Origin of the sequence: Microbispora oryzae (assembly GCF_017896165.1) — a bacterium.
GTDB classification, from domain to species: domain Bacteria; phylum Actinomycetota; class Actinomycetes; order Streptosporangiales; family Streptosporangiaceae; genus Microbispora; species Microbispora oryzae.
Map to the genome: position 1 here is coordinate 53,184 of NZ_JAFCNB010000008.1, position 23,422 is coordinate 76,605.

At 65.8% G+C, this 23,422-nt stretch carries 28 protein-coding genes, 1 tRNA gene and 1 pseudogene; 20 read left to right on the forward strand and 10 right to left on the reverse strand.

Annotated features, from left to right (window positions below; translation table 11 throughout):
• Positions 1-396 precede the first annotated feature (396 nt).
• The 3 genes from JOL79_RS16400 to cutA all read left to right on the forward strand — a co-directional run bounded on the left by JOL79_RS16400 (position 397) and on the right by cutA (position 5,048).
• The gene (locus tag JOL79_RS16400; protein ID WP_210156690.1) at positions 397-2,040 is read left to right on the forward strand and encodes a HEPN domain-containing protein; all 1,644 of its coding nucleotides are present in this window, start codon (positions 397-399) and stop codon (positions 2,038-2,040) included.
• Positions 2,041-2,269: 229 nt separating this feature from the next.
• Positions 2,270-4,669, forward strand: coding sequence for a P-loop NTPase fold protein (locus JOL79_RS16405; RefSeq protein WP_210156691.1), 2,400 nt, complete (start codon positions 2,270-2,272; stop codon positions 4,667-4,669).
• A gap of 43 nt (positions 4,670-4,712) precedes the next feature.
• Entirely contained in the window at positions 4,713-5,048 is a 336-nt protein-coding gene (gene cutA / locus JOL79_RS16410; RefSeq protein ID WP_230984905.1) for a divalent-cation tolerance protein CutA, read from the forward strand.
• Here cutA and JOL79_RS16415 read toward each other — a convergent pair.
• On the reverse strand, positions 5,023-6,432 hold the full coding sequence (locus JOL79_RS16415; protein ID WP_210156692.1) for a helix-turn-helix domain-containing protein: 1,410 nt from the start codon (positions 6,430-6,432) through the stop codon (positions 5,023-5,025). The genes cutA and JOL79_RS16415 overlap by 26 nt on opposite strands.
• 213 nt (positions 6,433-6,645) lie before the next feature.
• On the opposite strand from JOL79_RS16415, the gene JOL79_RS16420 reads away from it, so the two are divergent.
• The 12 genes from JOL79_RS16420 (at position 6,646) to JOL79_RS34030 (ending at position 13,218) form a co-directional block, all read left to right on the forward strand.
• Positions 6,646-6,930 (forward strand): hypothetical protein, encoded by a 285-nt coding sequence (locus JOL79_RS16420; RefSeq protein ID WP_210156693.1) that lies wholly within the window; start codon positions 6,646-6,648, stop codon positions 6,928-6,930.
• Positions 6,927-7,310: a hypothetical protein gene (locus tag JOL79_RS16425; RefSeq protein WP_210156694.1), complete on the forward strand. Its 384-nt coding sequence runs from the start codon at positions 6,927-6,929 to the stop codon at positions 7,308-7,310. The genes JOL79_RS16420 and JOL79_RS16425 overlap by 4 nt, the downstream gene beginning before the upstream one ends.
• The gene (locus tag JOL79_RS16430; protein ID WP_210156695.1) at positions 7,310-7,708 is read left to right on the forward strand and encodes a hypothetical protein; all 399 of its coding nucleotides are present in this window, start codon (positions 7,310-7,312) and stop codon (positions 7,706-7,708) included. The genes JOL79_RS16425 and JOL79_RS16430 overlap by 1 nt, the downstream gene beginning before the upstream one ends.
• 233 nt (positions 7,709-7,941) lie before the next feature.
• The gene (locus JOL79_RS16435) at positions 7,942-8,295 is read left to right on the forward strand and encodes a hypothetical protein (protein ID WP_210156696.1); all 354 of its coding nucleotides are present in this window, start codon (positions 7,942-7,944) and stop codon (positions 8,293-8,295) included.
• A complete protein-coding gene (locus JOL79_RS16440) occupies positions 8,292-8,462 on the forward strand; it encodes a hypothetical protein (protein ID WP_210156697.1) in 171 nt (56 codons plus the stop codon). The genes JOL79_RS16435 and JOL79_RS16440 overlap by 4 nt, the downstream gene beginning before the upstream one ends.
• Positions 8,453-8,743: a hypothetical protein gene (locus JOL79_RS16445; protein ID WP_210156698.1), complete on the forward strand. Its 291-nt coding sequence runs from the start codon at positions 8,453-8,455 to the stop codon at positions 8,741-8,743. Before JOL79_RS16440 ends, JOL79_RS16445 begins: the two co-directional genes overlap by 10 nt.
• A gap of 5 nt (positions 8,744-8,748) precedes the next feature.
• The gene (locus tag JOL79_RS16450) at positions 8,749-8,928 is read left to right on the forward strand and encodes a hypothetical protein (protein ID WP_210156699.1); all 180 of its coding nucleotides are present in this window, start codon (positions 8,749-8,751) and stop codon (positions 8,926-8,928) included.
• Between the two features lie 184 nt (positions 8,929-9,112).
• Positions 9,113-9,475 carry a hypothetical protein gene (locus JOL79_RS16455; RefSeq protein ID WP_210156700.1) on the forward strand — a complete coding sequence of 121 codons (363 nt, stop codon included), beginning with the start codon at positions 9,113-9,115 and terminating at the stop codon, positions 9,473-9,475.
• A gap of 29 nt (positions 9,476-9,504) precedes the next feature.
• Complete coding sequence (locus JOL79_RS16460) at positions 9,505-11,298, forward strand: helix-turn-helix domain-containing protein (RefSeq protein WP_230984906.1); 1,794 nt, start codon at positions 9,505-9,507, stop codon at positions 11,296-11,298.
• A 172-nt stretch (positions 11,299-11,470) separates the two neighbouring features.
• Positions 11,471-11,659 (forward strand): helix-turn-helix domain-containing protein, encoded by a 189-nt coding sequence (locus JOL79_RS16465; protein ID WP_210156701.1) that lies wholly within the window; start codon positions 11,471-11,473, stop codon positions 11,657-11,659.
• Positions 11,660-11,798: 139 nt separating this feature from the next.
• On the forward strand, positions 11,799-11,981 hold the full coding sequence (locus JOL79_RS16470; RefSeq protein WP_210156702.1) for a CopG family ribbon-helix-helix protein: 183 nt from the start codon (positions 11,799-11,801) through the stop codon (positions 11,979-11,981).
• On the forward strand, positions 11,953-13,218 hold the full coding sequence (locus JOL79_RS34030; RefSeq protein ID WP_230984907.1) for a site-specific integrase: 1,266 nt from the start codon (positions 11,953-11,955) through the stop codon (positions 13,216-13,218). Before JOL79_RS16470 ends, JOL79_RS34030 begins: the two co-directional genes overlap by 29 nt.
• A gap of 89 nt (positions 13,219-13,307) precedes the next feature.
• Here the strand turns inward: JOL79_RS34030 and JOL79_RS16480 are convergent.
• The 7 genes from JOL79_RS16480 to galU all read right to left on the reverse strand — a co-directional run bounded on the left by JOL79_RS16480 (position 13,308) and on the right by galU (position 18,158).
• A tRNA-Ala gene (locus JOL79_RS16480) sits at positions 13,308-13,384 on the reverse strand.
• A gap of 49 nt (positions 13,385-13,433) precedes the next feature.
• The gene (gene sepX / locus JOL79_RS16485) at positions 13,434-14,138 is read right to left on the reverse strand and encodes a divisome protein SepX/GlpR (RefSeq protein ID WP_210156703.1); all 705 of its coding nucleotides are present in this window, start codon (positions 14,136-14,138) and stop codon (positions 13,434-13,436) included.
• A 192-nt stretch (positions 14,139-14,330) separates the two neighbouring features.
• Positions 14,331-14,975, reverse strand: a complete 645-nt coding sequence (locus tag JOL79_RS16490; RefSeq protein WP_210156704.1) for a GNAT family N-acetyltransferase — start codon at positions 14,973-14,975, stop codon at positions 14,331-14,333.
• Between the two features lie 75 nt (positions 14,976-15,050).
• Positions 15,051-15,515, reverse strand: coding sequence for a MogA/MoaB family molybdenum cofactor biosynthesis protein (locus JOL79_RS16495; protein ID WP_307848556.1), 465 nt, complete (start codon positions 15,513-15,515; stop codon positions 15,051-15,053).
• Positions 15,516-15,590: 75 nt separating this feature from the next.
• Positions 15,591-16,067 (reverse strand): cyclic pyranopterin monophosphate synthase MoaC, encoded by a 477-nt coding sequence (gene moaC / locus JOL79_RS16500; protein WP_210156706.1) that lies wholly within the window; start codon positions 16,065-16,067, stop codon positions 15,591-15,593.
• Entirely contained in the window at positions 16,064-17,248 is a 1,185-nt protein-coding gene (gene glp, locus JOL79_RS16505; RefSeq protein WP_210156707.1) for a molybdotransferase-like divisome protein Glp, read from the reverse strand. Before glp ends, moaC begins: the two co-directional genes overlap by 4 nt.
• Before the next feature lie 4 nt (positions 17,249-17,252).
• On the reverse strand, positions 17,253-18,158 hold the full coding sequence (galU, locus tag JOL79_RS16510; protein WP_210156708.1) for a UTP--glucose-1-phosphate uridylyltransferase GalU: 906 nt from the start codon (positions 18,156-18,158) through the stop codon (positions 17,253-17,255).
• A 24-nt stretch (positions 18,159-18,182) separates the two neighbouring features.
• On the opposite strand from galU, the gene JOL79_RS16515 reads away from it, so the two are divergent.
• The 3 genes and pseudogenes from JOL79_RS16515 to JOL79_RS35770 form a co-directional block, all read left to right on the forward strand.
• Positions 18,183-18,758 carry a 5-formyltetrahydrofolate cyclo-ligase gene (locus JOL79_RS16515; protein ID WP_210156709.1) on the forward strand — a complete coding sequence of 192 codons (576 nt, stop codon included), beginning with the start codon at positions 18,183-18,185 and terminating at the stop codon, positions 18,756-18,758.
• Positions 18,759-18,790: 32 nt separating this feature from the next.
• Positions 18,791-20,296, forward strand: coding sequence for a potassium/proton antiporter (locus JOL79_RS16520; protein ID WP_210156710.1), 1,506 nt, complete (start codon positions 18,791-18,793; stop codon positions 20,294-20,296).
• Between the two features lie 140 nt (positions 20,297-20,436).
• Positions 20,437-20,577, forward strand: a pseudogene (locus JOL79_RS35770) (FmdB family zinc ribbon protein); the annotation flags it as partial.
• A 14-nt stretch (positions 20,578-20,591) separates the two neighbouring features.
• Here the strand turns inward: JOL79_RS35770 and JOL79_RS35775 are convergent.
• The gene (locus JOL79_RS35775) at positions 20,592-20,795 is read right to left on the reverse strand and encodes a hypothetical protein (RefSeq protein ID WP_372446788.1); all 204 of its coding nucleotides are present in this window, start codon (positions 20,793-20,795) and stop codon (positions 20,592-20,594) included.
• Between the two features lie 62 nt (positions 20,796-20,857).
• On the opposite strand from JOL79_RS35775, the gene JOL79_RS16530 reads away from it, so the two are divergent.
• The gene (locus JOL79_RS16530) at positions 20,858-21,664 is read left to right on the forward strand and encodes an S-methyl-5'-thioadenosine phosphorylase (protein ID WP_210156712.1); all 807 of its coding nucleotides are present in this window, start codon (positions 20,858-20,860) and stop codon (positions 21,662-21,664) included.
• Positions 21,665-21,670: 6 nt separating this feature from the next.
• Complete coding sequence (locus JOL79_RS16535) at positions 21,671-22,276, forward strand: SAF domain-containing protein (RefSeq protein ID WP_210156713.1); 606 nt, start codon at positions 21,671-21,673, stop codon at positions 22,274-22,276.
• A gap of 27 nt (positions 22,277-22,303) precedes the next feature.
• On the opposite strand, the gene JOL79_RS16540 is transcribed toward JOL79_RS16535, so the two are convergent.
• Positions 22,304-23,419 carry a D-alanyl-D-alanine carboxypeptidase family protein gene (locus JOL79_RS16540; RefSeq protein WP_230984908.1) on the reverse strand — a complete coding sequence of 372 codons (1,116 nt, stop codon included), beginning with the start codon at positions 23,417-23,419 and terminating at the stop codon, positions 22,304-22,306.
• Positions 23,420-23,422 lie beyond the last annotated feature (3 nt).

A 23,422-nucleotide genomic window follows, 5' to 3' on the forward strand; every position in this document is an offset into this window, starting at 1 on the left:
CCTCCGAGACCCCTTCTCACCTGCAAAATCGTTGTGGAGCTATGGGGATTTGAACCCCAGACCCCTTCGATGCGAAGCAAGTCAGGTGAGTCGATCTAGGTCGGGGTGAGTCGATCGGGGAGGCCCTCACCTGCATCAATGCCCTGAGGAGATCACGGTGAGTCCGGAAGCATCGGAACGCGCTGGCTCCCTGATTTGGCTCCCCTTCAGGAGGAAGCTCTTCTCGTGCATAAGCCGAAGTGAACCGACGGTCCCGAGCGAGAGCCGCTGTACAACGTACTGAGCTGCAACCATCCTCGTCGCACCTTTGAGCTGGGCCGTCCTCGCCACCTGACCGCTGCTCTTGAATCCGTAAATGCTTGGCTCTCGCAAGACGGCTCGGGGAAGATGTAGAGCATGGCAAACTCAGACGTCGAAGGTGTTGATCTTTCAGTCCTAGCGTGGGTACACGCTGCTGTAGGCGAGAAGCTGGTCGCCTATTTGCTCAGCTGCGAGCAGGACCGTGTCCACCAATTTCTATCGGGCGACGCGCCGTTCAGCCAAGAGCAGAGTGATGTCGTCGCCGCATTCGCCAATTTAAGACGAATGATACCTAACGATTTCGACCTAGCTCGCAGCCGGGAAGTAGTCACCGGCTGGCTTACTTTGGATAGGCAAAACGATCGCTCTGTAGCCAGAAATATGCATGAACACACAAGCGGAGGACAAGCGGACGTTCCAGCACGAGATGACCTACAAAGGTCCCTTATTTCTCTTGCCTTGGACGCCTACCCGGCCTTCCTCCTGCCTGCAGAACCCTCTCCCATTCCCCTGATGGACGAGACCAGCTTCCGAGTGACTCAAGCGATATACAGACACCCAGAGGCTGAGGCATTCTGTGAACTCTTCCTCCACGAACCCGCTCTTGAGACCGCCTTTCAAAGAGTGGAAGGTTCGGGGCATGTTGCGATGGTCTACCGAAGCACTGGCCAGGGAGGCACGCTCCAACTATTAATGATTCCACACATAATACTCAACTTGACTTGGCGGCATATAGAGGATAACGCCTCTTCCCCTGAAGCATTTGCTGTGCAAGCAGTAAGAGAGCTTCAGTTGATACGTGCAGCCCTCTCCGGACGCCCCCGCTCCATAAGCGCCAAGTTCGCATTCACTGGCATCATCTTACCGCCGGGGTCTCAGTTCGATATCGACGGCGGACAAGTACGGCCATTCACTGAAGCCGAGAAGCGGCTTGCGCCTCCTTCATTGGATGGCCAGGTAAGCTCAACGGATAGTTCAGGCAATACCACTGTAGCCAACTATGCGGGAGATGTTGTAGTCGAGTATAAGATTCCCTACAGAGTACGGATCGAGCGGCACGACGCAACCGAAGCTAATTCCTTCCCTGAGGATATGCGCCCACCCATTGCCTTGGGAAAAATGCTCACACGTCTGCGCTTCAGCCTAATGCTGGCCGTAGAGCGCGAATTCCGTGTTCAACTCATTCCAACGTGGACATACTTTGATGATCCGCTGAGCACTGGCATTAATCTCAGCTGGAACGACCCTCGCCAAGGTGCCGGCTTCGTACCGACTCAGCTCAGTGAAGAGGAAGTAAGAGCATGGAGCGAACTCTATAGACGGCTGAATGCGCCTGAGGTAGAAAGGATCGACCTTGCACTGTCCCGCATACTGCGGGCTGTTGCTGAGCGTCGGGACCCCGGTGATGTACTCATCGACTCCGTAATCGCGTGGGAGAACCTATTCGGCACCAGAGAGGGTGAACCTACGTTCCGCATAACGATGAGCCTTGCGACGCTCCTAGAGACCGAGCCAGCCGCACGAGAGAAACTGAGAAGCTCACTTAGCTCCATATACCGCCTACGAAGCAACGTCGTGCACGGCAGCGACGAACTCAAGGCAGATGACTATCCTCGATGCCAAGAAGCTCTCGATATCGCCATACGGTCGGTACGAGCGCTCATTATGCAGCGGCCCGATATTCTTCGGCTTCCCGATGGAGGAAGGCGGAGCACAGCGCTCCTGTTGGGGGTTACGTGAGGCGAGCGAGAGCATTGTTCCTTGCTCTCGCCCCATCCTGAGGAACTTAAATCTCACTGCTGCGTTAGGTTTGTAACGATGGCACCTCGGACCGCGACTAATAGACAGCGCCGCCAGAAGTGTCACCTATCGCGGAGAGTGGCTAGCTGTAGTGAGCACTACCGAGACCCCAGAGAACGATCAACGAGTATTCGAGGCACGCGCTCGACAGTGCTTGGAGGATCGGCGCGTGGTCAGGTACTTCGAGCTTGGCTTCGTTCAGCATGACGAAGTAGTTCGTCGTTTGATGCGCAGCAGAGCACTCTCGCGTGCTACCGCCACCAGCACTTATGCTAATTACGCCGCGATACGCAATGCTCATGCTGAAGTGGATGCGACAGCAGATAAGTTGATGCAGGATGGTGTTGTAAACCGAAGGACATTGCCAGCGCTGATGGCGCTAATAGCAACACCGGTTCTGCTGATTACTGAGATCTTCCGCCCCGCCGGCTTGGCCGCTTTCCTAAGCTTGGCCGCAGGCGGAGGAATCCTCTTCATGGCAGGCAAGCGCGCTTATTCAGCCCGGCAGAGTCATCAGTTGGGCGATTACTTCTTCTCGCTGTTTGTCCTGCTCGCTGGCGGGCTCGTAATCCTGGCCCCCTACCTCATCTACGATGTGGATTGGCGCCCCTATCGCATAGCCTTCGTGGCCCTACTAGCAGTTTCTGCTGGTTTTCTTCTACAGACGCCAGCCACCATGGAAGAATTTCTTCGGGCTATCACGATACCATCAGTCTGGCTAGATCAGCTCAAACTATCGGGCAACGAGCATAAGGCGCGAGACAGATGGCTCGATGAGGTTGCAGAAAGCATAATAATCCGGCATATCGAGCACATTATCCATAGCCTCATAGGCTTGGATTATCAAAAATATCTCGTTGAGGAGGATTCCGAAGGGCTCAGAAAACTTCGAGATCCCACTCTCACTGTATCGACAAAATCACTACAAAGAATCAAGCGCACCCTCTCAAGGGTAGACAGCGGTAGCATCGCCATCGCTGGACCGAGAGGAGCCGGCAAGTCCACCCTACTGCGGCTTATGTGCGAGTCGTCAAAGGACGACTTAGCAGTACAAATGAGTGCGCCAGCAGAGTACTTGCCGAGAGAGTTTCTCGCGGAACTATTCCAGCGCTTTTGCCTAGCTTATTTGGAGCAGCAAGATTACTCGCCTGGACCTTCACTTATCCCTAACCTAGCCACTAAAAAACGGGCTTTTAGGATCATCCGAGACACTACTTCAGCAACAATAAGGTCCATCCTTGCCCCGGCCCTTGTGGTCTTCGTGATCTGGTCGCTTGTGCAAGATTGGGGATCAGTAGTTACAAGCACGCTAGCCACTTCGAGTGAATGGTACCGGTCACTTTTCGAGGTGGCGCAGAAGTACTGGCGTGACTACCCACTGCCAACTCGAGCCTTGGTGCTTCTAATAGCGTTATGGGTACGGCCACGACGGCACAAATGGCGCTCGTTGCGGTGGCATCCCGAACCCCGCCTGGTCGTGCAGGCGCGGGAGCACTTGTTTAGGCTGCAAGTTGATAGAACTGTCTCATGGGGTTTCAATGCGGGAGTCTCAGGCCTATTCGGCGGTAGCGGAACGCTGAACAGAGGAACTTCCCTCAAACACCTCCCATGGAGCCTGCCCGAACTCGTCGGGGCTTTGCGGCACTTCATGGAGGACGTAGGCCGAGAGCAGAAAAGCGCTGGCGGTCGAGTGATCGTCGCTATAGACGAGATCGATCGCATCGGTTCAACGGAAAAGGCCGAACGTTTCATAAGTGAAATCAAGGCAGTGTTCGACGTTGATAATTGCTTCTTCCTTGTATCAGTAGCGGAAGATGTGGGCTCCATCTTTGGACAAAGAGCCCTTACTGGTAAGTCGGTTTTTGAAAATGCTTTCGACGATATCTTCATGGTAGAACCTCTGGACCTAAAGGAGTCGCGGATTCTATTACAGCAGCGCGTACCCGGATGCCAGGACCCATTTGTCCACCTAGTGCACTCCCTCTCCGGCGGACTTCCTCGTGAGCTGCTTAGAACAACTAGCCGACTTGTAGAGATGAACGAAGAGCTTAGGGTTCTCCATAAGCGTGCACCGCGACTGGAGACCTTGGTTATCACCCTGGTAAGGGATGAGATGGTAGAAGCGATGAAGGGCGCTCGAGACCACCTGTCCCGGACCCTATATAGAAGTTCCTTCGCATATGTCTTCGATCTGATGCGAATTTCGATGCATCGCATGCAAGGCGAGATCTTACCATCATTGACAGAATCCAAAAATATCCTAGAAGACCTCGCTAATCTCAACGACATGCATGCTATCGAACCCCCACAAAAGGAGGGAGAGTCCAATAAGGAACTACGAGAGATAACCGATATCATCGACAGACTCGCAGTCTTCGCGCTCTACAATTTAACTATCATAGAAATTTTCTCCGATAGTCATTACGACGCGGCAGTAGCACAGGCGCGAAATGGGAACACCTTGACCTCATTCGAGGAGCTCGCTGCAATTAGGCGAGAACTTAGCGTATCGCCTGAAAGCTCTCGAGTCGCCATGGACAGGTTTCGAAAGAAGTGGAGTCTACTATAATAGGATGCAGAGTTGATTCTTGCTTACAGAAGGAGCATCACACATGAGTCTGTTTGTGCAAGCCATGACAACCGTGGAGAGTCAAGAGCAAGCTGTGAGACTTGCGCAAGGCATCGTGGAAAGTCGGCTAGGGGCGGGGGTTCAAATCATCGGCCCCATACGCTCCCTATATTGGTGGCAGGGGGATTTACAAGATTCTCAGGAGTGGCAGATTCTGATAAAGACGACTGTCGAACACTACGCAGCGCTTGAGGCCCATATAAAGGCGAACCATCACTACGTCACGCCTGAGATTATTGCGACACCGATTGTTGAGGGCAGCAGTGACTACCTGCGGTGGATTAGCCAGGAAACTAGCCGACCTGACGTTTCGCAGTAGCGAGATCCTCAAGAAAGGCGCGTACTGCTGGCCTGTGTTGCCATCGTCGCAGGCCTTGGGCTAGCACTTCGAAGCGAGGGGTCCAAATGGCGGACCCTGTGTCTCGTGCTGCCGACAGTCCTTCTCGCGCCAATCGCGCGGCTTCGTTGATAGAGCCGTGGATGAGATGCGCAGTTGCGATGTCTCCTAGGATGATTGCGGCGCGCTTCTTGTCCAGCTCGGGAAGCCGGGCGATGACTGATCTCGCTACTTCTTCGGCTTCTTCAAGCTTTCCGATCTTTGAGTAGGTAGAGATGCGGAAGGAGTCGAACCGGTCGCTATCGAGGAACCTGGTCCAAACCCGGTCTTCCTCCGGGTCGGCAATGCTGAACGCTTCGGATGCCTGTTCCCACGACTGGAGAGCGCGCGCCTTGTCGCCCAGGGCTCCGCTCTCTTCCGCGTGGCGGGCCGCAAGCCATGCGGTCGTACCCGGCGACTCAGAAGGGGGAAGGAGTTCAAGGGCGCTCCCCAGGAGCGCACGAGCGCGGCCGTGGTTGCCTTTCCCGCTTGGGATGTAGCTCCGGTACCCGTAGGCGCACGCGACGATGCTCAGGTCGTTGGCTTCCTTGGCCGCTCGTTCCGCCGTGTCGTAGAAGTTCCGTGCGGTTGCCGAGCTTCCCATGTCGCTGGCTATCCAGCCGGCGAGTACGCAGCTTTCGCCGGCTGCGACGATGAGGCGTCTGCGGAGTTCGTCCTTGGGGTCGCTCGCCGCGCCATTGAGAAGGGTGCTTATCTCCTTGATGTGCGCCGCAAGACCTTTGAAGATGGCCTGAGCTGGCATCATCTCTTCGAGCTTGTGGAATCCCGCCGACCGGGCTTCCATCTCCCGGACGACCGCCTCGCTTAGCGAAGATGGCCTGACGAGAGCGTAGGCAAGCTGTTCCCATACTTCGCTCTGCACTGCGACGGTCGTGGCACCGATCTTCGCCGTCATACTCAGCATCTCGCGACGTTTCACGTCCTCGCCCCTTTTCCCGATTGCTTCGGCGAGTAGTTGCAGGTCGAACGTGTCGGTCGGGACGCCGAGGTCAGCTCTCTGGGCGGTGTCCGCATCACCCATTGGAGCCAGGCCCAGCGCGCGCCGGGCCTTCTCAGTCATGCCCAAACCGTCAGCGAACGCCTCGAATGTAGACGTTGCGGTCGGAACACGCTTGCCCGTCTTGTACTCGCTCAATCGCCCCTGGGCGATTCCGGTCAGGGTGGCGATTTGGCCTTGGGTGATGCCATGTCTGCCGAGGACCCGAATGATCGCGCCGATATCGCGCCGTCGGCATGCCTCGTCCATCTCTTGACCTGCGAAGACCTGGTCAATGATCTTCTGCACGTGCCGCTGGTCCATCGCCATGGAGCGCGTTCCGTTCCCCTGGTTGCGCGCCGGTAAAAGGGTGGTGACCTGATCAGTCCATCACATCGTGCGATATCACGGTGAGATTTTCCACAGGCTTCCTGACTGCCAATCTCACTCGCGAGCTAGTGGCAGCAAAAGTCACAAGCGGGGCCAGGGGAACGGCCGCCGCGCGGACTCACCTCATTGCGAGTGTGTGGAGGTCAGCGAGGCATGCCGGGAATCGTCGATGACACCATCGGCCCACCATCGATCCTCGGGTACGAGGTTCGGCACGAAGCGGACGGTTATCACGCCCGGTATTGCCAGGTGCTTGACGAGCACGCCCGCGCCTTCGGCTGCCTGCAACAGCTTCACGACGTCGATCCTCGCGTGCTGCTGCGACGCGCCGTCGCCAACCGGGTGCGTGTGTGGGTCTACCAGAGCCGGCCTGCCGATGATGGCGTCACACGTGATCGGCAGGCCAATCCGCAAGCGACTACGGATGTTGCGCCATGAAGGGGCCGCAGGTCGCGCGTCGGCCCTCGCCCGCGACGGTCGCGGCTGAGCGGCTACGTGCCGCCCTCGAAGGGCGCGGTGTCGCCGCCGACGTGCACGCGGGCGACGGCGTTGCGCTGGTGTCGGTGTGGGTCGACGTGGTCGTCTGGTGCGAATTCGGGCCGGATGGCTGGCGTTACCGCTGGTGGACCGGCCGAATCTCCCCGGGCACTGGCCGCTACGTCTACACCGGATGCCGTGCGGATGCCGTCGAGACGGCCGCGCGTCGAGTCGCTGACCGCTACGCCGAGGCGCGGCGCACGCATCCGCTCTCGCCCGTGGTGGCCGAACGCCTGGCATCTCTCCCCTCTCCGCACAGCACGGCCAGTAGGGAGCACTGATGCCTCGCTCTTCGGTTCGCGACGCTGACATGCGGCGTAGCCGCCCCTTGGTTATCTCCGCTGACGAGATCCGTGCCCGTATTCAGGCGGACTTTCAACGCGGCGGCAAGGCCGCGCTTGTCGATGAGGACTGTCCGGGGATCAGCGTGCATCCGGCTGCCCCCTTGCCGAAACATGAGGAATTGACCTGGTGTACGCGCCCGCGCGGTCCCTACCGCGTCCGCGAACACACCTGCCTCTGCCAGCCCGTCCATTACGAGTTGATCTCGTGCGGCGGCATCTACATGTTTCACCGAGTGATAGGGGTCGACCGGCCCAAACACAGCTACGCCGGAGGGTGGCGCGTGGCGGAAGCGCGCCTGTGGTGGCGTCGGCTGCTCGCCGGCCAGGTGTGCTGACGCCCCTTGCCCCGCATCCCCTCGGGGCCTAATGACCCCCGGCAGGGTTCGGTAGCGCCCGTAAGAGCGCTCGTTCCCACGGACCCTGTCGGGGCTTTTTTCTGCGATGAAATCGCAGGTAGAAGCGTGATCATCTCATGATGTGATTTCAATGTGTGATGGGTCGCCCCCATCGGCCGAACCTACCTTCCCATTCGTAAGGTTCCCGGTTCGACCGAAGGAGGGATGTCCTGATGACACACATCACCCCCGATCACCGGTCCGCGTTCATCGCCGACGTGCGGACGTTCGCGGACTTCCTGACGGCAACGCCGTACGTGCCCGTCCCTGCGCATCTCGACGTCACGGTCTTCCCTATGAACGGCGGCGACGAGGTGCGGCGCGCGGAGATCGACCGCATCGCCACCGTCCTCGGCACCACGACCGAATGCGACGCCGGCCACTACCGCACGAGTAGGGCCTTCGGGCGTGTCTCCTACCGTGCCGTGGCCGTCAGCGACGGCGCACGCGAGCGGTGGGACGCCCTGATGTCCTACGACGGCGCGATCACTCCCGACCCGTCCGCCCGCCACAAGGACGGGAGGTGATCATCACAATGCGCCGACTTCACATCCCCGGCACGCGCGGCCGTACCTGCGGCTGCGGCGCGCTGACCGATGAGGACATGTCCATCTGCGGCAAATGCGCCGCCCGGTTCCGCTGGCTGCGCCGCAAGGCTCCCCATCACATCGAAGGAGACGAGCCGTGTTCGTGATCGTCATCATCGCCGGAATCACCCTCAGCCTCGTTGCCCTGGTCGCACTGACCGCCGCAACCGTCGTCATGAAACGTGAGGACCGCTCTCCAGGCCTTTTGCACAGCAGGCCACGCAGCCTGCACGTGCGGCTGACTCGGCGGTTGTTCGGCGCGCACGCCGTCGACAGCCGCCGCACGAACCGCCCGCAGGCCACACCGACTACCTACGATCTTCGGTCCCTGGTTCCCGCGCCCCGGCGCGGTGAGGCACCCGTCAAAGGAGGTGAGAGGCGTTGGTGATCTCCGTGTCCCTGGTTGTCGTCCTGGGCGTGGCCGTCATCCTGGCCCTGCGTTACATGGGACTCCGGCTGTGGCAGGCCGCCCTGTGCGTGTTGTTCGGCTTCTACCTCAATCAGACGGCGGCGGCCCCGGAGGTAGGCCGCATGGTCTCCCTGATCGTCGCCGCCATCTCCAACGCGTCCTGACCTCGGCAGCAACCACCGATGCAGCACATTCGAGCACGTCACACAGCGACCCAGAGCGGTCCGCGGAGAGGAAGACGATCGTGACGCAGGAGCGAACCACACCCCTCGTTCATGATCGCGGCATCCGGAACCGTCATTCACTCACTCCCGGGGGTGGGCACTACCCACCCCCGGGCGAAAGGAGGTGGTCATCACGCAGACCACACCCCACACCCCCTTGATCGACCTTCAGGAGGCACACACCCACTACCGCCGCGCCCGGCACCTTCTCGCTTACGACACGCCCGCCCTCGCTGAGATCCTTGCCGCGCTGGACCACATTCCGGCGCTCTGCGCCGAGTCCGCGCGGCTGCGTGCCCAGCTCGCCCGCATCCGGATGGAGCGAGCGAACCTGATCGCCGCCGCCCACGCTACCCTCGCCGCCCACAACGACGGCGAAGCCGACCCTCTGTCCTACCTGCGTGACGAGCTGGCCGCACCCGACGCCGGCCTCCCGCGTCGGACTCGGGACCGCTACCGCCACCCCTACGGGGGTGAGGCCCGATGATGGGCCGCCGCCACATCTCCCGTCACCGGATGCGCCGCGACGCCCGCCGTATGCGCCGATCGGGAGTCGAGCCGGTCATGGTGATGACCGATGGGGTGCAGTTCGGCCCGATCGCGATCGTGGTCATCGGCACGTGGCTGTGGCGCTACCGCTCCGAACTCGCCCCTGTCGCCCTGGCCTCGTGCGCCGAGATCGCGGCCGTGGTGCTGCACATCGCCCATCCCACATGGTGGGCGGGCATTCTCGCCGCCGCAGCCGTCGCCGCGTGGCTGGTCGCCCTGTTCGGGCACATGGTCGGGCTCACCTGGGCACCCGAACGCGCCTACGCCGCCGCCCTCGTGCTGTTGGTTGGGGGGTGGGTCGCGGCGGGCACGGCGCTTGGCCCCGGCACACCGCCGCTTCCCGCGCTGATGATCATCGGTGGCGCGATCTGCGCGGTGCCGTGGTGGGCTCATCGCCGCCGCCGTGCCCGCGTCCGAGTCGAGCGCACGCTTGCCGCGTGGCCGGAGATCGCGCACGCGGTCGGTCTTGCCGGGTCCCGCATCCAATCCGCCGTGGTGGACCTGTGGGGCTACCGCGCCCGCGTGGCCCTGGCGCGCGGACAGACCGTCGAAGACGCGATGACCAAGCTGCCCGCGTTGGAATCCGCGCTCGGGACACGTCGCGGCGCCGCCCGCATCCAGCCCATTCCCGAGAAGGCGAACCGGCTCGAACTCCGCGTGATCGAAACCGACCCGCACGCGGATGCGATCACCTGGCCTGGCCCGTCCATCACCTCGATCGCCGAACCGGTCGAGCTGGGCGTCTTCGAAGACGGCTCTCCCGTACGGGTATCGCTACTGCGCCGTCACGCCCTCGTGGGCGGAGTCGCCGGCGCGGGCAAGAGCGGCGGCATGAACGTCATCATGGGCAACCTGTCGGCCTGCCCGGATGTCATCGTGTGGGGCATCGATCTCAAGCGCGGCATGGAACTTCTGCCTTGGGCGTCCTGCCTCGATCGGCTGGCCACCACGCCGAAGGAAGCCGCCGCCCTGCTGCGCGACGCGGTGACGATCCTCGACGGCCGCGCCGAAATGCTGGCCATGCGCGGCCTTCGCGTGTGGGAGCCCACCCCGGATGCGCCCGCGCTGGTCATCCTCGTTGACGAGTACGCCGAACTCGTCGACGACGCCCCCGCCGCCATCGGCGCGGCCGACTCCATCGCGCGGCGCGGACGCGCACCGGCCACCACGCTCCTGGTCGCCACCCAGCGCCCTTCCCAGAAGGCCATGGGACACGGCGCGGTCCGCTCCCAGATGGACGTACGGATCGGCTTCCGAGTCCGGGAACGGCGAGACACCGATCTCATCCTCGGACAGGGCATGCACAAGGCCGGATGGCACGCCGACCGGTTGGACGCACCCGGCAAATTCCTACTGAGCGCCCCAGAGCACGACATTCCACGCCGCGCCCGCGCCTACCTGCTCACCGATCAGATTGTGCAGGACACGACCACACGGCACGCCGAGCGTCGCCCGGCGCTCGACCCCGTGTCCTTGTCGGCCCTGAACGACGCCACCACCCGTACGCATACGGTCGTGCCAGCTTCGGTGGAGCCCACAGGCAGGCACGTCCGCAAGGACGCCCCGCAGAAGGCGGATGAGGCGCTGTGGGATGTGCTGACGGCCGCACCCGATGAGGGAGCCACCCTGAGCGACCTAATCGCCGCGACCGGCATGAGCCGGCCCACCGTCTACCGGCGACTCGGGCAACTCGAAGCAGACGGCCGGATCCATCAGGTCAGCCGGGGACGCTGGCGAGCACGCGGCGACGACCCAGCGTGACCGTCAACCGTGCGTAATCGTCTCAACGTCTCAGTCTCACGCGCGCCTGCACGTATAGCGCGCATCCCTCTCTGAGACGAGACGTTGAGACGAGCACGGACTGTAACCAAGGGAGCAGGTGCTCACCGAACAGACCGACCACTCCCTGAGGCAGCCCCGGGGGAAGGAGGTGATGTCTACCGTGCAGGCGTACACCGTCGAGCAGGTCGCGGAGATCCTCAATGTCGGACGTGACAAGGTCTACTTCTTGCTCCGTACGGGCCAGCTCAACAGCATCAAGATCGGAAAGCTTCGCCGTATCACCGATCGGCATCTTGCGGACTTCGTCGCCTCACTCGAAGAGAACCAAGCTAAAGCGTAGAACAGCGTGCTACGTTGTTCTACAGAGCGAGGAAGCCCCAGGAAGACGGGACTTCGGCTCACGCCTCTTGAAGACTCCATCGACGCGCACGCGCTCTCGGTCTTCAGTGTCGAGATCACGAAAGGAAAGGATTCGCTCCATGACGAGCGATCGAACCACCCTGCCCCCCGTACGGGTCGATGCGGCATTCAAGGAACGCCTCGCCCGCTACGCCGAATCGCAGGAGCGCGACGTGTCCTGGGTGATCAGGAAGGCGATCGAGGAGTATCTCAACCGTCACGAGGAGGGATCAGTTGGCAAAGATCCTGATCGGCAAGCATGAAGGGACCATTTACCCCGAGGGGGACGGCTTCACGGGAGCCATCTCCCTCGGGTTCGGTCCCGACGGCCGACGCCGTCGGCTCAAGCGCAAGGGCAAGACGAAAGCAGAGGTCAAGGACAAGCTCGTCCAGGCGGTGAAGGACCTGGAGACGGGGATCAAGAGCACGGACAACTACACAGTTCGCGACGCTGTCGAAGACTGGTTATCGAAGGGCCTCAAGGGGCGAGACGAGAGCACGATCACGACCCTGCGCATCCTCGCCACCAAGCACGTCATTCCTCTGATCGGCAAGGCCAAGATCAAGGAACTGCGCGCCGACGATGTGGACGCGTGGCTCGACGGCCTGACGGACAAGCTGTCCACACGCAGCCTGCAAACGGTTCACTCGATCCTCAAGCGAGCCATCCGGCAGGCTCAAGCACGCGACATGGTGCTGAGGAACGTCGCCGAGCTGGTCACCACGCCCAAGGGCAAGACTGGACGGCCTAGCAAAGCCCTCACCCTCGCCCAGGCCAAGTCCCTGCTGAGTGCCGCCGAGTCATCCTCTCTGCACGCCTACGTGCTGCTCAGTCTCATGACGGGCATCCGCACCGAGGAGGCTCGCGCCCTCCGCTGGGATCACGTCGTCGCCTGGGTCGAGAAGGCCGGCGCATGGCGGCCGGTCACCGAGGCCGGGTTCGATCACGAGAGGTTCGCCATCTACGTGTGGCGTGCGGACCGCGTCGGTGGCGACACGAAGACGCGGAAGTCCCGGCGCACGCTGGAACTCCCCCAGCAAGCCATCGACGAGCTACGTCAGCACCACGCACGGCAGGCCGCTCAGCGGCTCAAAGCGGGTGAGGCATGGCAGGATCACGGCCTGACCTTCTGCACCACGGTCGGCACTCCCCTGGACGCCCACAACGTTCGGCGATCCTTCCGGGCGATCACCAAGAAGGCCGGACTCGGGAAGGAGTGGACTCCTCGTGAGTTGCGCCACTCGTTCGTATCGATCATGAGCGACAACGGCGTACCTCTCGAAACCATCGCCGATCTCGTCGGGCACGCGGGCACCAGGGTCACCGAGCAGGTCTACCGGCACCAGCTCAAGCCGGTGATCACCGAGGGTGCCGGAACCATCGACACGATCTTCGGCGACAGCAAGAAGAAACAGAGGAAGAAGTTCACGGTCGGACGGGACTCCCAGATGAGCGCCCGCAGCCGTAGGCGGATCCAGGGACCGGGTAAGTCCGCCTGAGGTGGCTCCCCGTTTGGCTCCCCAGGACCCCAAGATCAGAAAAGGGGCCCCGGAGGAACCTCCGAGACCCCTTCTCACCTGCAAAATCGTGGTGGAGCTATGGGGATTTGAACCCCAGACCCCTTCGATGCGAACGAAGTGCGCTACCGGACTGCGCTATAGCCCCAACGACTCGACTAGATTAGCAAACTCTTGGGGCTCCTCGCGCCAACCGCTCAGTCTCCGACCGCGCGCCGGTCGTCGGCGTACTGGTCGAACACCTGGACCCGCCTGCGCGCCTCGAACTGGATGATCTCCGCCTCCCGCGCCATCGCGGCGAGGGCCCGGCGGCGCTCCCGCTGCCGGCGCAGGTGCTCGGCCCGCGCCCGGGCCGCCTTCTCCCGCTGCTCCCGGTCGGCTCGTACGGCGACACGGAGGATCAGGAAGTAGCCGGTGAGCAGCACGCCGGAGGGGGCCACGCCCCACCAGGGCACGACCCGTACGGCCGCCGTGACGACGGAGGCCAGCACCAGCAGGATGCTCCACACGAGCCTGCGGCGCCTGCGAGCCAGGATCCGGGCACGGCGACGGGCGGCCACCTTCCACGGCGCGACCTTCTGGGGCCCCGTCCGCTGGCCGGCCTCGGCGTCGCCGACCGCGGCGTCCCCAGCCACGCCGTGAGAGTCGTGAGAGTCCGCGGCGGTGGCGTCCGTACGCGGCGCCTCGGGCTCCGCCCCGCCATTGGAGCGGTCCTTCGCGGGCGCCTCGACGACCGTGTCCGCCTCGGCCACCTCGTCGGCGGCCTCCTCCGCGTCCTCCGCCGGGAACGCGGGATCGGAGAGAAGCTCGTCCTCGATGTCCTTGTCGCGGCGCAGCCACATGGGCAGCAGGACGCTGAGCCACATGACGACGATGGCCAGATAGAGGAAGGCGCTACCCATGGCGCCACCTGCGGGCATGCGGATGGGCGGTCAGGTGGGCATGGCGAACACATCCGGTGACGGGTGTCGGCGGAGAGGTGTTCACGTCACGCACCGTAGGACTGTGTGTCACTGATTGACGAGCATTCGGTCCGGTGTGTCGCGAGATCGTCAAAGCTGTTCATGTAATTCGATCCCATGTGCGACCTCGGCTCAGCCCGGACTCGGCTCGTTTCTCCGGGCCGCCTGCTCGGCCAGCGTCCTGCGCCATTGGACGAGCAGACCGCGCGGGGCGTCCTCGACCGTCAGCGCGTAGCAGATGTGGTCGCGCCAGGCGCCGTCGATGTGAAGCTGACGCCTGCGCACGCCCTCCTCGCGGAAGCCGAGTTTCTCCACGACCCTGCGGCTGGCCTGGTTCTCCGGCCGGATGTTGGCCTCCAGACGGTGTAAACCGGTGGTGAAGAAGCAGTGGTCGACGGCCATCGCCAGAGCGGTGGGGATGATCCCGCGGCCCGCGAGGGCGCCGTCGATCCAGTAACCCACCTGGGCGGACCTGGCCGAGCCCCACACGATGGCGCCGACCGTCAACTGGCCCGCGAACCGGCCCTCGTACGTGACGACCCAGGGCATGGCCAGCCCCTGCCGGGCCTCGCGGCGGAGCGTGCCCACCATCGAGACGTACGGCCCCAGCCCGGTCCTGAAGAGCGGGGTCTCCGGGTTGCTCGGCTCCCAGGGGCGCAACCACTCGGCGTTGCGCAGGCGGCAGTCACGCCAGTCCCTGACGTCTCGCAGGCGCAGCGGCCGGAGCGACACGGGTCCCTCCACCAGGGTCGCCGGCCAGCCGCGTAGTCGATCCATTCGACAATCATCCACCGGAAGAGGGGCAACGCGCCACGTGGGTGACGACGCGACCGGGATTTCGGCGGCCGGGGGTCAGGCGACGTGGTCGCCGCCGCCCATCTGGTCCACCACGTGGGCCAGGATCGGGGCGAGCACCCCCATGCCGTCGCGCACGCCGCCGGTCGAGCCCGGCAGGTTGACGATCAGCGTACGCCCGGCCTGACCGGCGAGGCCGCGGGACAGGATCGAGGTCGGCACCTTGTCACGGTTGACCTGCCGTACGGCCTCGGCGATGCCCGGGATCTCGCGGTCGATCACCCTTCGGGTCATCTCGGGGGTGAGGTCGAGCGGCGTCACTCCGGTGCCCCCCGTCGTGACGATCACGTCGTAGCCCTCGGCCACCCCCGCGCGCAGGGCCTCCTCGACGGGCTCTCCGTCCGGGACCACCCGCGGCCCGTCCACCTGATCGCAGCCCGCCTCCTGGAGCAGGCCGGCCAGCAGCGGCCCGGAGCGGTCCGCGTAGACACCGGCCGACGCCCGGTTTGAGACGGTTACCACCAGTGCCCGCAACGTCGCGTCCTCTCCCTCACCGCCACGACCGGAACCGTCCGGCCGGAACCAACCGATTACGGGTCACTCGCCGCCGGGGCGGGCCCAGCGCCCGGTCTTCCCGCCGGTCTTCTCCTCCACCCGGACCCCGGTGATCACCGCCGCCGGGTCGACCGCCTTGATCATGTCGACCAGGGCGAGCGCGGCCACGGTCACGGCCGTGAGCGCCTCCATCTCCACCCCGGTGCGGTCGGCCGTACGGACCCTGGCGCTGATGTCCACACCGTCGTCCGCCACGGACAACTCGACCTTCACCCCGTGCAGGGCGATCGGGTGGCACAGCGGCACCAGGTCGGGGGTGCGCTTGGCGCCCATGATCCCGGCGATCCGCGCCACCCCCAGAGCGTCGCCCTTCGGCACCTCGCCGGAGCGCAGCACGGCCACCGCCTCCGGCGACAGCAGCACGCGGCCGGTCGCGACCGCCGTACGGGCGCTGATCTCCTTCTCCGATACGTCGACCATCCGGGCCGCGCCCGACTCGTCGATGTGCGTCAGCTTCACAGCGGGATCACCTCCACTTCCGTCCCCACGGGCAGTTCCGTCGCGTCCTCGGGCACCACGGCGAGCGCGTTGGCCCCGGCCAGCGCCGCGAGCTGGTGGGAGCCCTGCCCGCGCACGGGCGTGACGGCGTCGCCGGTCAGCACCGCCCGAAGGTACGAGCGCCGGCCCGCCGGCGACCGCACCGGCGCGGTGATCGTCGCACGGACGGTCGCGGACGGCCCGTCCGGCAGGCCCTGCATCTTCCGCAGAGCCGGCCGGACGAACAGAACGAACGACACGAACGATGACACCGGGTTGCCAGGCAACGCGAAGATCGGCACCTGGTCCGGCCCGACCACGCCGAAGCCCTGCGGCATGCCCGGCTGCATGGCGACCTTCTCGAACGCGACCGTGCCCAGCGGCATGAGGGCCTCCTTCACTGGCTCGTACGCGCCCATGGACACGCCGCCACTGGTGATCACGGCGTCCGCCCGGATGAGCTGGGCGTCGAGCCGTTCCATGAACTCCTTGGGGTCGTCGGTCACCGCCCCGGCGCGGAACCCCTCTCCCCCGGCCTCCCGTACGGCGGCGGCCAGCATGAAGCTGTTGGACTCCCAGATCTGACCGCGGCCGAGCGGGCTGCCCGGCTCGGCCAGCTCGGCGCCGGTCGACAGCACCACCACCCGGGGCTTCGGCCGTACCGTGACCCGGCGGCGCCCGACTCCGGCGAGGATGCCGAGCTGGGCCGGGCCGATCATGGTGCCCTCGCGGAGCACGATCTCCCCGGCCCGCACGTCCTCGCCCGCCCGCCTGATCGCGTTGCCGGGGCCGGCCGGGCGGCCGACGCGCACGCGGGCGGTCCCGCCGTCCGTCCACTCGACCGGGACGACCGCGTCCGCGCCCGCGGGGACCGGCGCCCCGGTCATGATGCGGGTGACCAGCCCCGGACCGACGGCGTGTACTCCGCCGTCACCGGCGGCCACGTCGCCGACGACCGCCAGCGTGACGGGCGCCGCGGCGACGTCCTCGGCCCGTACGGCGTATCCGTCCATGGCCGAGTTGTCGAACGGCGGGAGCGCGACGGGCGAGGCGACGTCCTCGGCGAGCACGGTGCCGAGGGCGGCCTCGATCTCGACCTCGAGCGGGTCGAGCGGCCGTACCGTCGCGAGGATGTCGGCGAGGTGGCGGTCGACGGGCTTCATGTCCTTACGACCCGGCCTGGTCGAGGAAGTCGCGCAACCAGGGCAGGAAGTCGGGGGCGAGATCCTCCCGGTTGGCGGCGAACTGCACCACGGTCTGGAGATATTCGAGCTTGTTGCCGGTGTCGTAGCGGCGGCCGCGGAAGAGGACGCCGTGCACCGGGCCCCCCTCCTCGGTGCTCATCCCGGCCAGAGTCCGCAGGGCGTCGGTGAGCTGGATCTCGCCGCCGCGTCCCGGCGGCGTCTCCTCCAGCACGGAGAAGACGGCGGGGTCGATCACATAACGGCCGATGATCGCCCAGTTGGAGGGCGCCTCGTCGGCGGGCGGCTTCTCCACCAGGTCGGTCACCCGGACGACGTCGTCCTCCTCGGTCGGCTGGATCGCCGCCGCGCCGTACAGGGAGACGTGCTCGCGCGGCACCTCCATCAACGCGATCACGCTGCCGCCGTAGGTGGCCCGTACTTCGATCATGCGCTTGAGCAGCGGGTCGCGTGCGTCGATGATGTCGTCACCGAGGAGACAGGCGAACGGCTCGTGGCCGACGTGCTGCTTGGCGCACAGCACGGCGTGGCCGAGCCCCTTCGGCTCGCCCTGCCGGACGTAGTGCATGGTCGCGAGATCGACCGGCTCCTTCACCTGCGACAGCCGTTCCTCGTCGCCCTTGGCGCGGAGCGCGTCCTCAAGCTCGTACGCTACGTCGAAGTGATCCTCGATGGACCGCTTGTTGCGTCCGGTCACCATGAGCACGTCGAGCAGGCCGGCGGAGACCGCCTCCTCGACCACGTACTGGATGGCCGGCTTGTCGACGATCGGCAACATCTCCTTGGGGGTGGCCTTCGTCGCCGGCAGGAATCGAGTGCCGAGACCAGCCGCGGGGACGACGGCTTTGGTTACAGGATCGAAGTCAGCCATGGTTGAACACTAACGGAGCAGGCTGTGGACAAAGTGAACCTCCGGCGTCGGATCCTGCGGAGCCGTGCCGAGCTCGACGAGACCACGCTGAGGGAGTCGTCGGCGGCCGTCCGCGAACTGCTGCTCGACCAGCCGTGGGTCCAGATGGCGGGCCTGGTCGCCTGCTACTGGTCGTTCGGCGCCGAGCCGTCGACGCACGGACTGATCCTCGCCCTCTGGAAGCACGGCGCGACCGTGATCCTCCCGGTGCAGCGGGCCGACGCCGATCTCGACTGGGCGGTGTACGACGGCCCGGACTCGCTCGCCCCCGGGCCGGGGGGATATCTGGAGCCCGTGGACGTCCGCCGGGGCCCGGACGCGATCAGGACGGCCGCGCTCGTCCTGGTGCCGGCCCTCGCCGTCGACCGGACGACCGGAGTGCGGCTCGGCCGGGGCCGCGGACACTACGACCGCGCGCTGGCCCGGGTCGGACCGAACGTACCCACGGTGGCGCTGCTGCACGAGGGCGAACTGATCGAGGGCGTCCCCGCCGAGCCGCATGACCAGCCGGTACGCCTCGCCGTGCAGCCGAGCGGCATCACCCGGTTAGTGCAAATGTGACAGGATTACGACACTAGCGGCGAAAGGAGCGGGTGGGTCTGAACGTCTGGCTGCTCCTGTCCGCCGCCGTTGTCATCGCGGCCATCGCGTCCGTTCGGATCGCGCACCGCACCGGCCTTCCCAGCCTGCTCATCTACCTCGGTCTCGGTCTGCTGCTCGGCGAGTCGGGGGTGGGCGGCGTCCAGTTCGAGAACGCCCAGCTGGCCCAGCAGCTCGGTCTCGTCGCGCTCGCCGTCATCCTGGCCGAGGGCGGCCTGACCACCAACTGGAGCCACGTCCGCGACGCCGTGCCGTCCGCGCTGGTCCTGGCCACGGCGGGCGTGGCCGTCAGCATCCTGGTCATGGGCGCGGCCGTCCACGGCCTGATGGGCTTCGACTGGCGTACGGCGCTGCTGCTCGGTGCGGTGCTCGCGTCGACGGACGCGGCGGCCGTCTTCTCCGTGTTGCGGCGTCTCCCCCTGCCGCCCCGGATCGCCGGAATCCTGGAGGCCGAGTCGGGATTCAACGACGCCCCGACCGTCATCGTCGTGATGGTGCTGAGCCAGGTGTCCACGGTCACGCCCTCCGTGCCGAGCACCCTGCTGGAGACCGTGCTCGAACTGATCGTCGGGGCCGTCGTCGGAGCCGCCGTGGGACCGGCCGGCGCGTACGCGCTGCGCCGGGTCGCCCTGCCCGCCTCCGGTCTCTACCCGATCGCCGTCCTCGCGCTCGCGCTGGTGGCGTACAGCGGGGCGGCCCTGCTGCATGGCAGCGGCTTCCTCGCGGTGTACGTCGCGACGTTGATCCTGGGCAACGCCCGGCTTCCCCACCGGGCGGCCACCCGCGGCTTCGCGGAGGGTGCCGCCTGGCTCGCCCAGATCGGCCTGTTCGTCATGCTCGGCATGCTCGCGAGCCCGGCCGAACTGCCCGGCGCGATCATTCCGGGCCTGGTCGCGGGCGTGGCCCTGGTGTTGCTCGCCCGGCCGGCGTCGGTCGCGGTCTCGGCCTTCCTGTCCCGGATCCTGCGGCTCGGCGCGCTCTCCTGGCGCGATCAGGTGTTCCTGTCGTGGGCCGGGCTGCGCGGCGCCGTGCCCATCGTCCTGGCCACCATCCCCTGGGGCGGCGGGGTCGAGGGCGCCAAGGGACTGTTCAACGACGTCTTCGTCATCGTCATCGTGTTCACCCTCCTGCAGGGCCCCACCCTGCCGTACCTGGCCCGGGTGCTGGGGGTCTCCGCCGAGGGCGAGGCCCGCGACCTCGACGTGGAGGCGGCGCCCCTGGAGGAGCTCAAGGCCGACCTGCTGCAGGTGCGCATCCCGCCCGGCTCGCGGATGCAGGGCGTCGAGATCTTCGAGCTTCGGCTGCCTGCCGACACCATGGTCACCCTCGTCGTACGGGAGGGCCGGTCGTTCGTGCCGTCGCAGACGACGCAGCTCATGGCCGACGACCAGCTGCTCGTGGTCACCACGGCCGCGCAGCGGGAGACGGTGGAACGCCGGCTGCGCGCGGTGAGCCGGCGCGGCAAGCTGGCCGGTTGGTACGGCGAGCGCGGCGGCTGATCTCCCGGCCCCACCTGGGGCGGGACCGCTGTCCGCTTCGCGCGCCCCGTGCAATAAACCGGGCTGGAGTGGCGTTTGGGCTCCTAGATTGCCTACCATTAGCAATCGAACAGGTCGAGTGCCAGTCTCAGGAGGAGCGAGTGCCCACCTACCAGTACGCCTGTACCGCTTGCGGTGAGCAGCTGGAGGCCGTCCAGAAGTTCTCTGACGACCCGCTCACGGAGTGCCCGGCCTGCCAGGGCAAGCTGCGCAAGGTCTTCTCGGCGGTCGGCATCGTGTTCAAGGGCTCCGGTTTCTACCGCACCGACAGCCGTTCCTCGAGCTCGTCGACGTCGTCCACCAGCTCGTCGTCGGCCAAGCCGTCGGGTGACTCCGCGAAGAAGGAGCCGGCCGCGGCGTCGAGCTCGTCGTCCTCCCCCAGCACCTCCACGAGCTCCACGACCACGTCGTCCTCGTCTGGCTCGTCCGGCTCCACCGCCGCGGCCTGACTCGGGTTCACGCCCCGAGGGTTATCCACAGGCCGCCAACGGGGGCCCGAGACGAGCCGCTAAGGTCAGGCGCATGGTCAATCGCGCAGAGATCGGCGTCATCGGGGGCTCGGGCTTCTACTCCCTTCTCGACGACGCCGAGGAGATCGAAGTCGCCACGCCCTACGGGCCGCCCAGCGACACGATCACCGTGGGCCGCGTCGGGGACCGTTCCGTGGCGTTCGTCCCACGGCACGGCCGCGACCACGCGTACCCGCCCCATCGCATCCCCTACCGGGCGAACCTGTGGGCGCTGCGGTCACTCGGAGTGCGGCAGGTGCTCGCTCCCAGCGCCGTCGGATCGCTGCGGCCCGAGCTCGGTCCCGGCACCCTCGTCATCCCCGACCAGCTGGTCGACCGCACCACCGGACGGGCGCAGACCTACTACGACGCGGGCGGCGCCATCCACGTCTCCTTCGCCGATCCCTACTGCCCCACGGGGCGGAGTGTCAGCGTGGTCGCCGCCCTTGAGAACGGCTGGGAGACCGCCGACAGCGGCACCCTGGTCGTCGTCGAGGGCCCCCGGTTCTCGACCCGGGCCGAATCGCAGTGGTATCAGGCAGCGGGTTGGTCGATCATCGGCATGACCGGTCATCCCGAAGCGGTGCTCGCCCGTGAGCTGGCCCTCTGCTACACCACGCTCGCCCTGGTCACCGATCTCGACGCCGGCGTGGAGGCCGGAGACGGCGTGACCCACGAGGAGGTCCTCGCCTTCTTCGGCGCCAACGTCGAGCGCATGCGCACGCTCATTCAGGTGATCGTCGAAGCACTGCCCGACGAGCGCCCCTGCCCCTGCGGCAACGCCCTCGACGGCCTCAAGCTGCCCTTCGACCTCCCGTAGCCCGCCGTGCGAGCCGCGAACCGCATCCTCGCCCGGCACCGCCGCCCGATCGCCGCGATCCTCGCCGGCCTCGGGGTGGCGTGCGCGCTGCTGTCCGTCCGCCCGCCGGCCGGGGTCGCGGTCCTCGCCGCCGCCCGCGACCTGGCCGGAGGCCGGCTGTCGGCCCGTGACGTCACGGTCGTACGGCTCCCGCCCGACTCCGTTCCCGACGGGGCGCTGCATCCCGGCTACCCGGTGGCGGGGCGGGTGGCCGCCGGTCCGATGCGGCGAGGCGAGCCGATCACCGATGTCCGTCTGCTCGGCGGGGAGAGCCTCACCGCGCAGGGTCCCGGGCTCGTCGCCACGCCCGTTCGCATCGCCGACCCGGACGCCGCCCGGCTCCTTTCCGCCGGCGACGTCATCGACGTGCTGGCCTCCTTCGAGAGCGAGCCGCGCCCGGCGTACCCGGTCGCGCGGGAGGTGCGGGTGATGACGCGAGTGGCGACGCGGCCGTCGACCGGAGCGGAGGACGCGGGGGCGCTGCTCGTGCTGGCGACCACCTCCGACCAGGCCGCCCAGCTCGCCCAGGCGCAGTCGCAGGGCCGGCTCTCCGTGGCGATCCACCCACGCTGACCCCGTCCCACCGGCCGTGGGCGCCTGTCAGAGCAGCGAACCAAGCTTGGGGTCGTACTCCCAGTGCCACGGCTCGAAGGGGCTGTGATAGGCCCAGTCGGGGTGCATCCAGCCGAACCTCTTGCCGTTCGCCTCCAACCAGTTGAACTGGATCGAGCGGAATGCCTGCACCCCGCCGCACAGGTCGGCGGCCAGCCCGAGCCCGTGATTGCTCTTGCCGGGAGTGGCGGCGAACCCCGGCCGTTGGTAATACACGGCCTGCTGGTCGGCGAGGCTGCGGTAGCTGTCGGAGACGCAGATCGGCTTGCCGAACCGCTTCTGGTAGGCGATGTTGAGGTCGGCGAAGGCGATCGCCGCGTCCGCGCGCAGTTCCTCGCCAGACTGCGGCAGCGGGCACAGAATGCTCTTGGGCAGCAGACCGTTCGGATACTCCCCCGCCACGTTGACCCGCGTCGGGTCACAGGCTCCGGCACCCCGGTTGCCCTGGTTGACCTTGACGCCGAGCTTCGTCAGCGCCCGGGTGAGCGACTTGACGAGTGTCGAGGAGCGCTGACGCAGTTCCGTTATCTGCGCGTCAAGCTGGGCCTCCTGCAGGAGGTTCGCCGCGCGGAGCTCCTGCGCCTGGTTCGCCAGCTGCTGCTGCTGTCGCAGCGCCTTGGTCGCGTCCTCCAGGACGCTGTTGCGGCCGTCGACCAGGTAGTCCATGTCGCTCATCGCCCGCAGAGCCGTCGTACCGTCGCCGCCGGCGAGGAAGGGGCTGACTCCGGCCAGGGACGGATCCTGGTACACGGACGAAACGAGATCGGACAGGGGCTTGCGGATCCGGTTGAGCTGCCTGGTGGCGGACTCGAGCTGGGTCAGCTTGCCCGCCAGCTCGCGCTGTGAGGCGTCGAACTGCTTCTGCCGCGCCTGGAGGACCTTCGTCGCGTCCTCGATGCTCTTGTACGCCTGCTGGGCCTGGCGGCGCAGCTGGGTCAGCGTGCCGGGCTTGCCCACGTTGCCCGGTTTGGGGGCCGTCGTCGCCCGTGTCTCCGGCACCCGCTCCGTACCGGTCACCGAGCGCGGCGCGCGGGCCGCGGGGCCGGTGACCTGAGCGGCGGCCGGAGTCATCCCGTACGGCATGGCGCCGGTCAGCGAAGTCATCGC

What these genes read in the sequence shown, in the direction of transcription:
- JOL79_RS16460 (WP_230984906.1), top strand. Translation starts at nt 9,505, where the DNA reads ATGCGCCGCGACGCCCGCCGTATGCGCCGATCGGGAGTCGAGCCGGTC.
- JOL79_RS16400 (WP_210156690.1), top strand. Translation starts at nt 397, where the DNA reads ATGGCAAACTCAGACGTCGAAGGTGTTGATCTTTCAGTCCTAGCGTGG.
- galU (WP_210156708.1), bottom strand. Translation starts at nt 18,158, where the DNA reads ATGGCTGACTTCGATCCTGTAACCAAAGCCGTCGTCCCCGCGGCTGGT.
- JOL79_RS16425 (WP_210156694.1), top strand. Translation starts at nt 6,927, where the DNA reads ATGAAGGGGCCGCAGGTCGCGCGTCGGCCCTCGCCCGCGACGGTCGCG.
- sepX (WP_210156703.1), bottom strand. Translation starts at nt 14,138, where the DNA reads ATGGGTAGCGCCTTCCTCTATCTGGCCATCGTCGTCATGTGGCTCAGC.
- JOL79_RS16540 (WP_230984908.1), bottom strand. Translation starts at nt 23,419, where the DNA reads ATGACTTCGCTGACCGGCGCCATGCCGTACGGGATGACTCCGGCCGCC.
- JOL79_RS16465 (WP_210156701.1), top strand. Translation starts at nt 11,471, where the DNA reads ATGTCTACCGTGCAGGCGTACACCGTCGAGCAGGTCGCGGAGATCCTC.
- cutA (WP_230984905.1), top strand. Translation starts at nt 4,713, where the DNA reads ATGAGTCTGTTTGTGCAAGCCATGACAACCGTGGAGAGTCAAGAGCAA.
- glp (WP_210156707.1), bottom strand. Translation starts at nt 17,248, where the DNA reads ATGAAGCCCGTCGACCGCCACCTCGCCGACATCCTCGCGACGGTACGG.
- JOL79_RS16430 (WP_210156695.1), top strand. Translation starts at nt 7,310, where the DNA reads ATGCCTCGCTCTTCGGTTCGCGACGCTGACATGCGGCGTAGCCGCCCC.
- JOL79_RS16470 (WP_210156702.1), top strand. Translation starts at nt 11,799, where the DNA reads ATGACGAGCGATCGAACCACCCTGCCCCCCGTACGGGTCGATGCGGCA.
- JOL79_RS16420 (WP_210156693.1), top strand. Translation starts at nt 6,646, where the DNA reads ATGCCGGGAATCGTCGATGACACCATCGGCCCACCATCGATCCTCGGG.
- JOL79_RS16530 (WP_210156712.1), top strand. Translation starts at nt 20,858, where the DNA reads ATGGTCAATCGCGCAGAGATCGGCGTCATCGGGGGCTCGGGCTTCTAC.
- JOL79_RS16490 (WP_210156704.1), bottom strand. Translation starts at nt 14,975, where the DNA reads ATGGATCGACTACGCGGCTGGCCGGCGACCCTGGTGGAGGGACCCGTG.
- JOL79_RS16415 (WP_210156692.1), bottom strand. Translation starts at nt 6,432, where the DNA reads ATGGCGATGGACCAGCGGCACGTGCAGAAGATCATTGACCAGGTCTTC.
- JOL79_RS16435 (WP_210156696.1), top strand. Translation starts at nt 7,942, where the DNA reads ATGACACACATCACCCCCGATCACCGGTCCGCGTTCATCGCCGACGTG.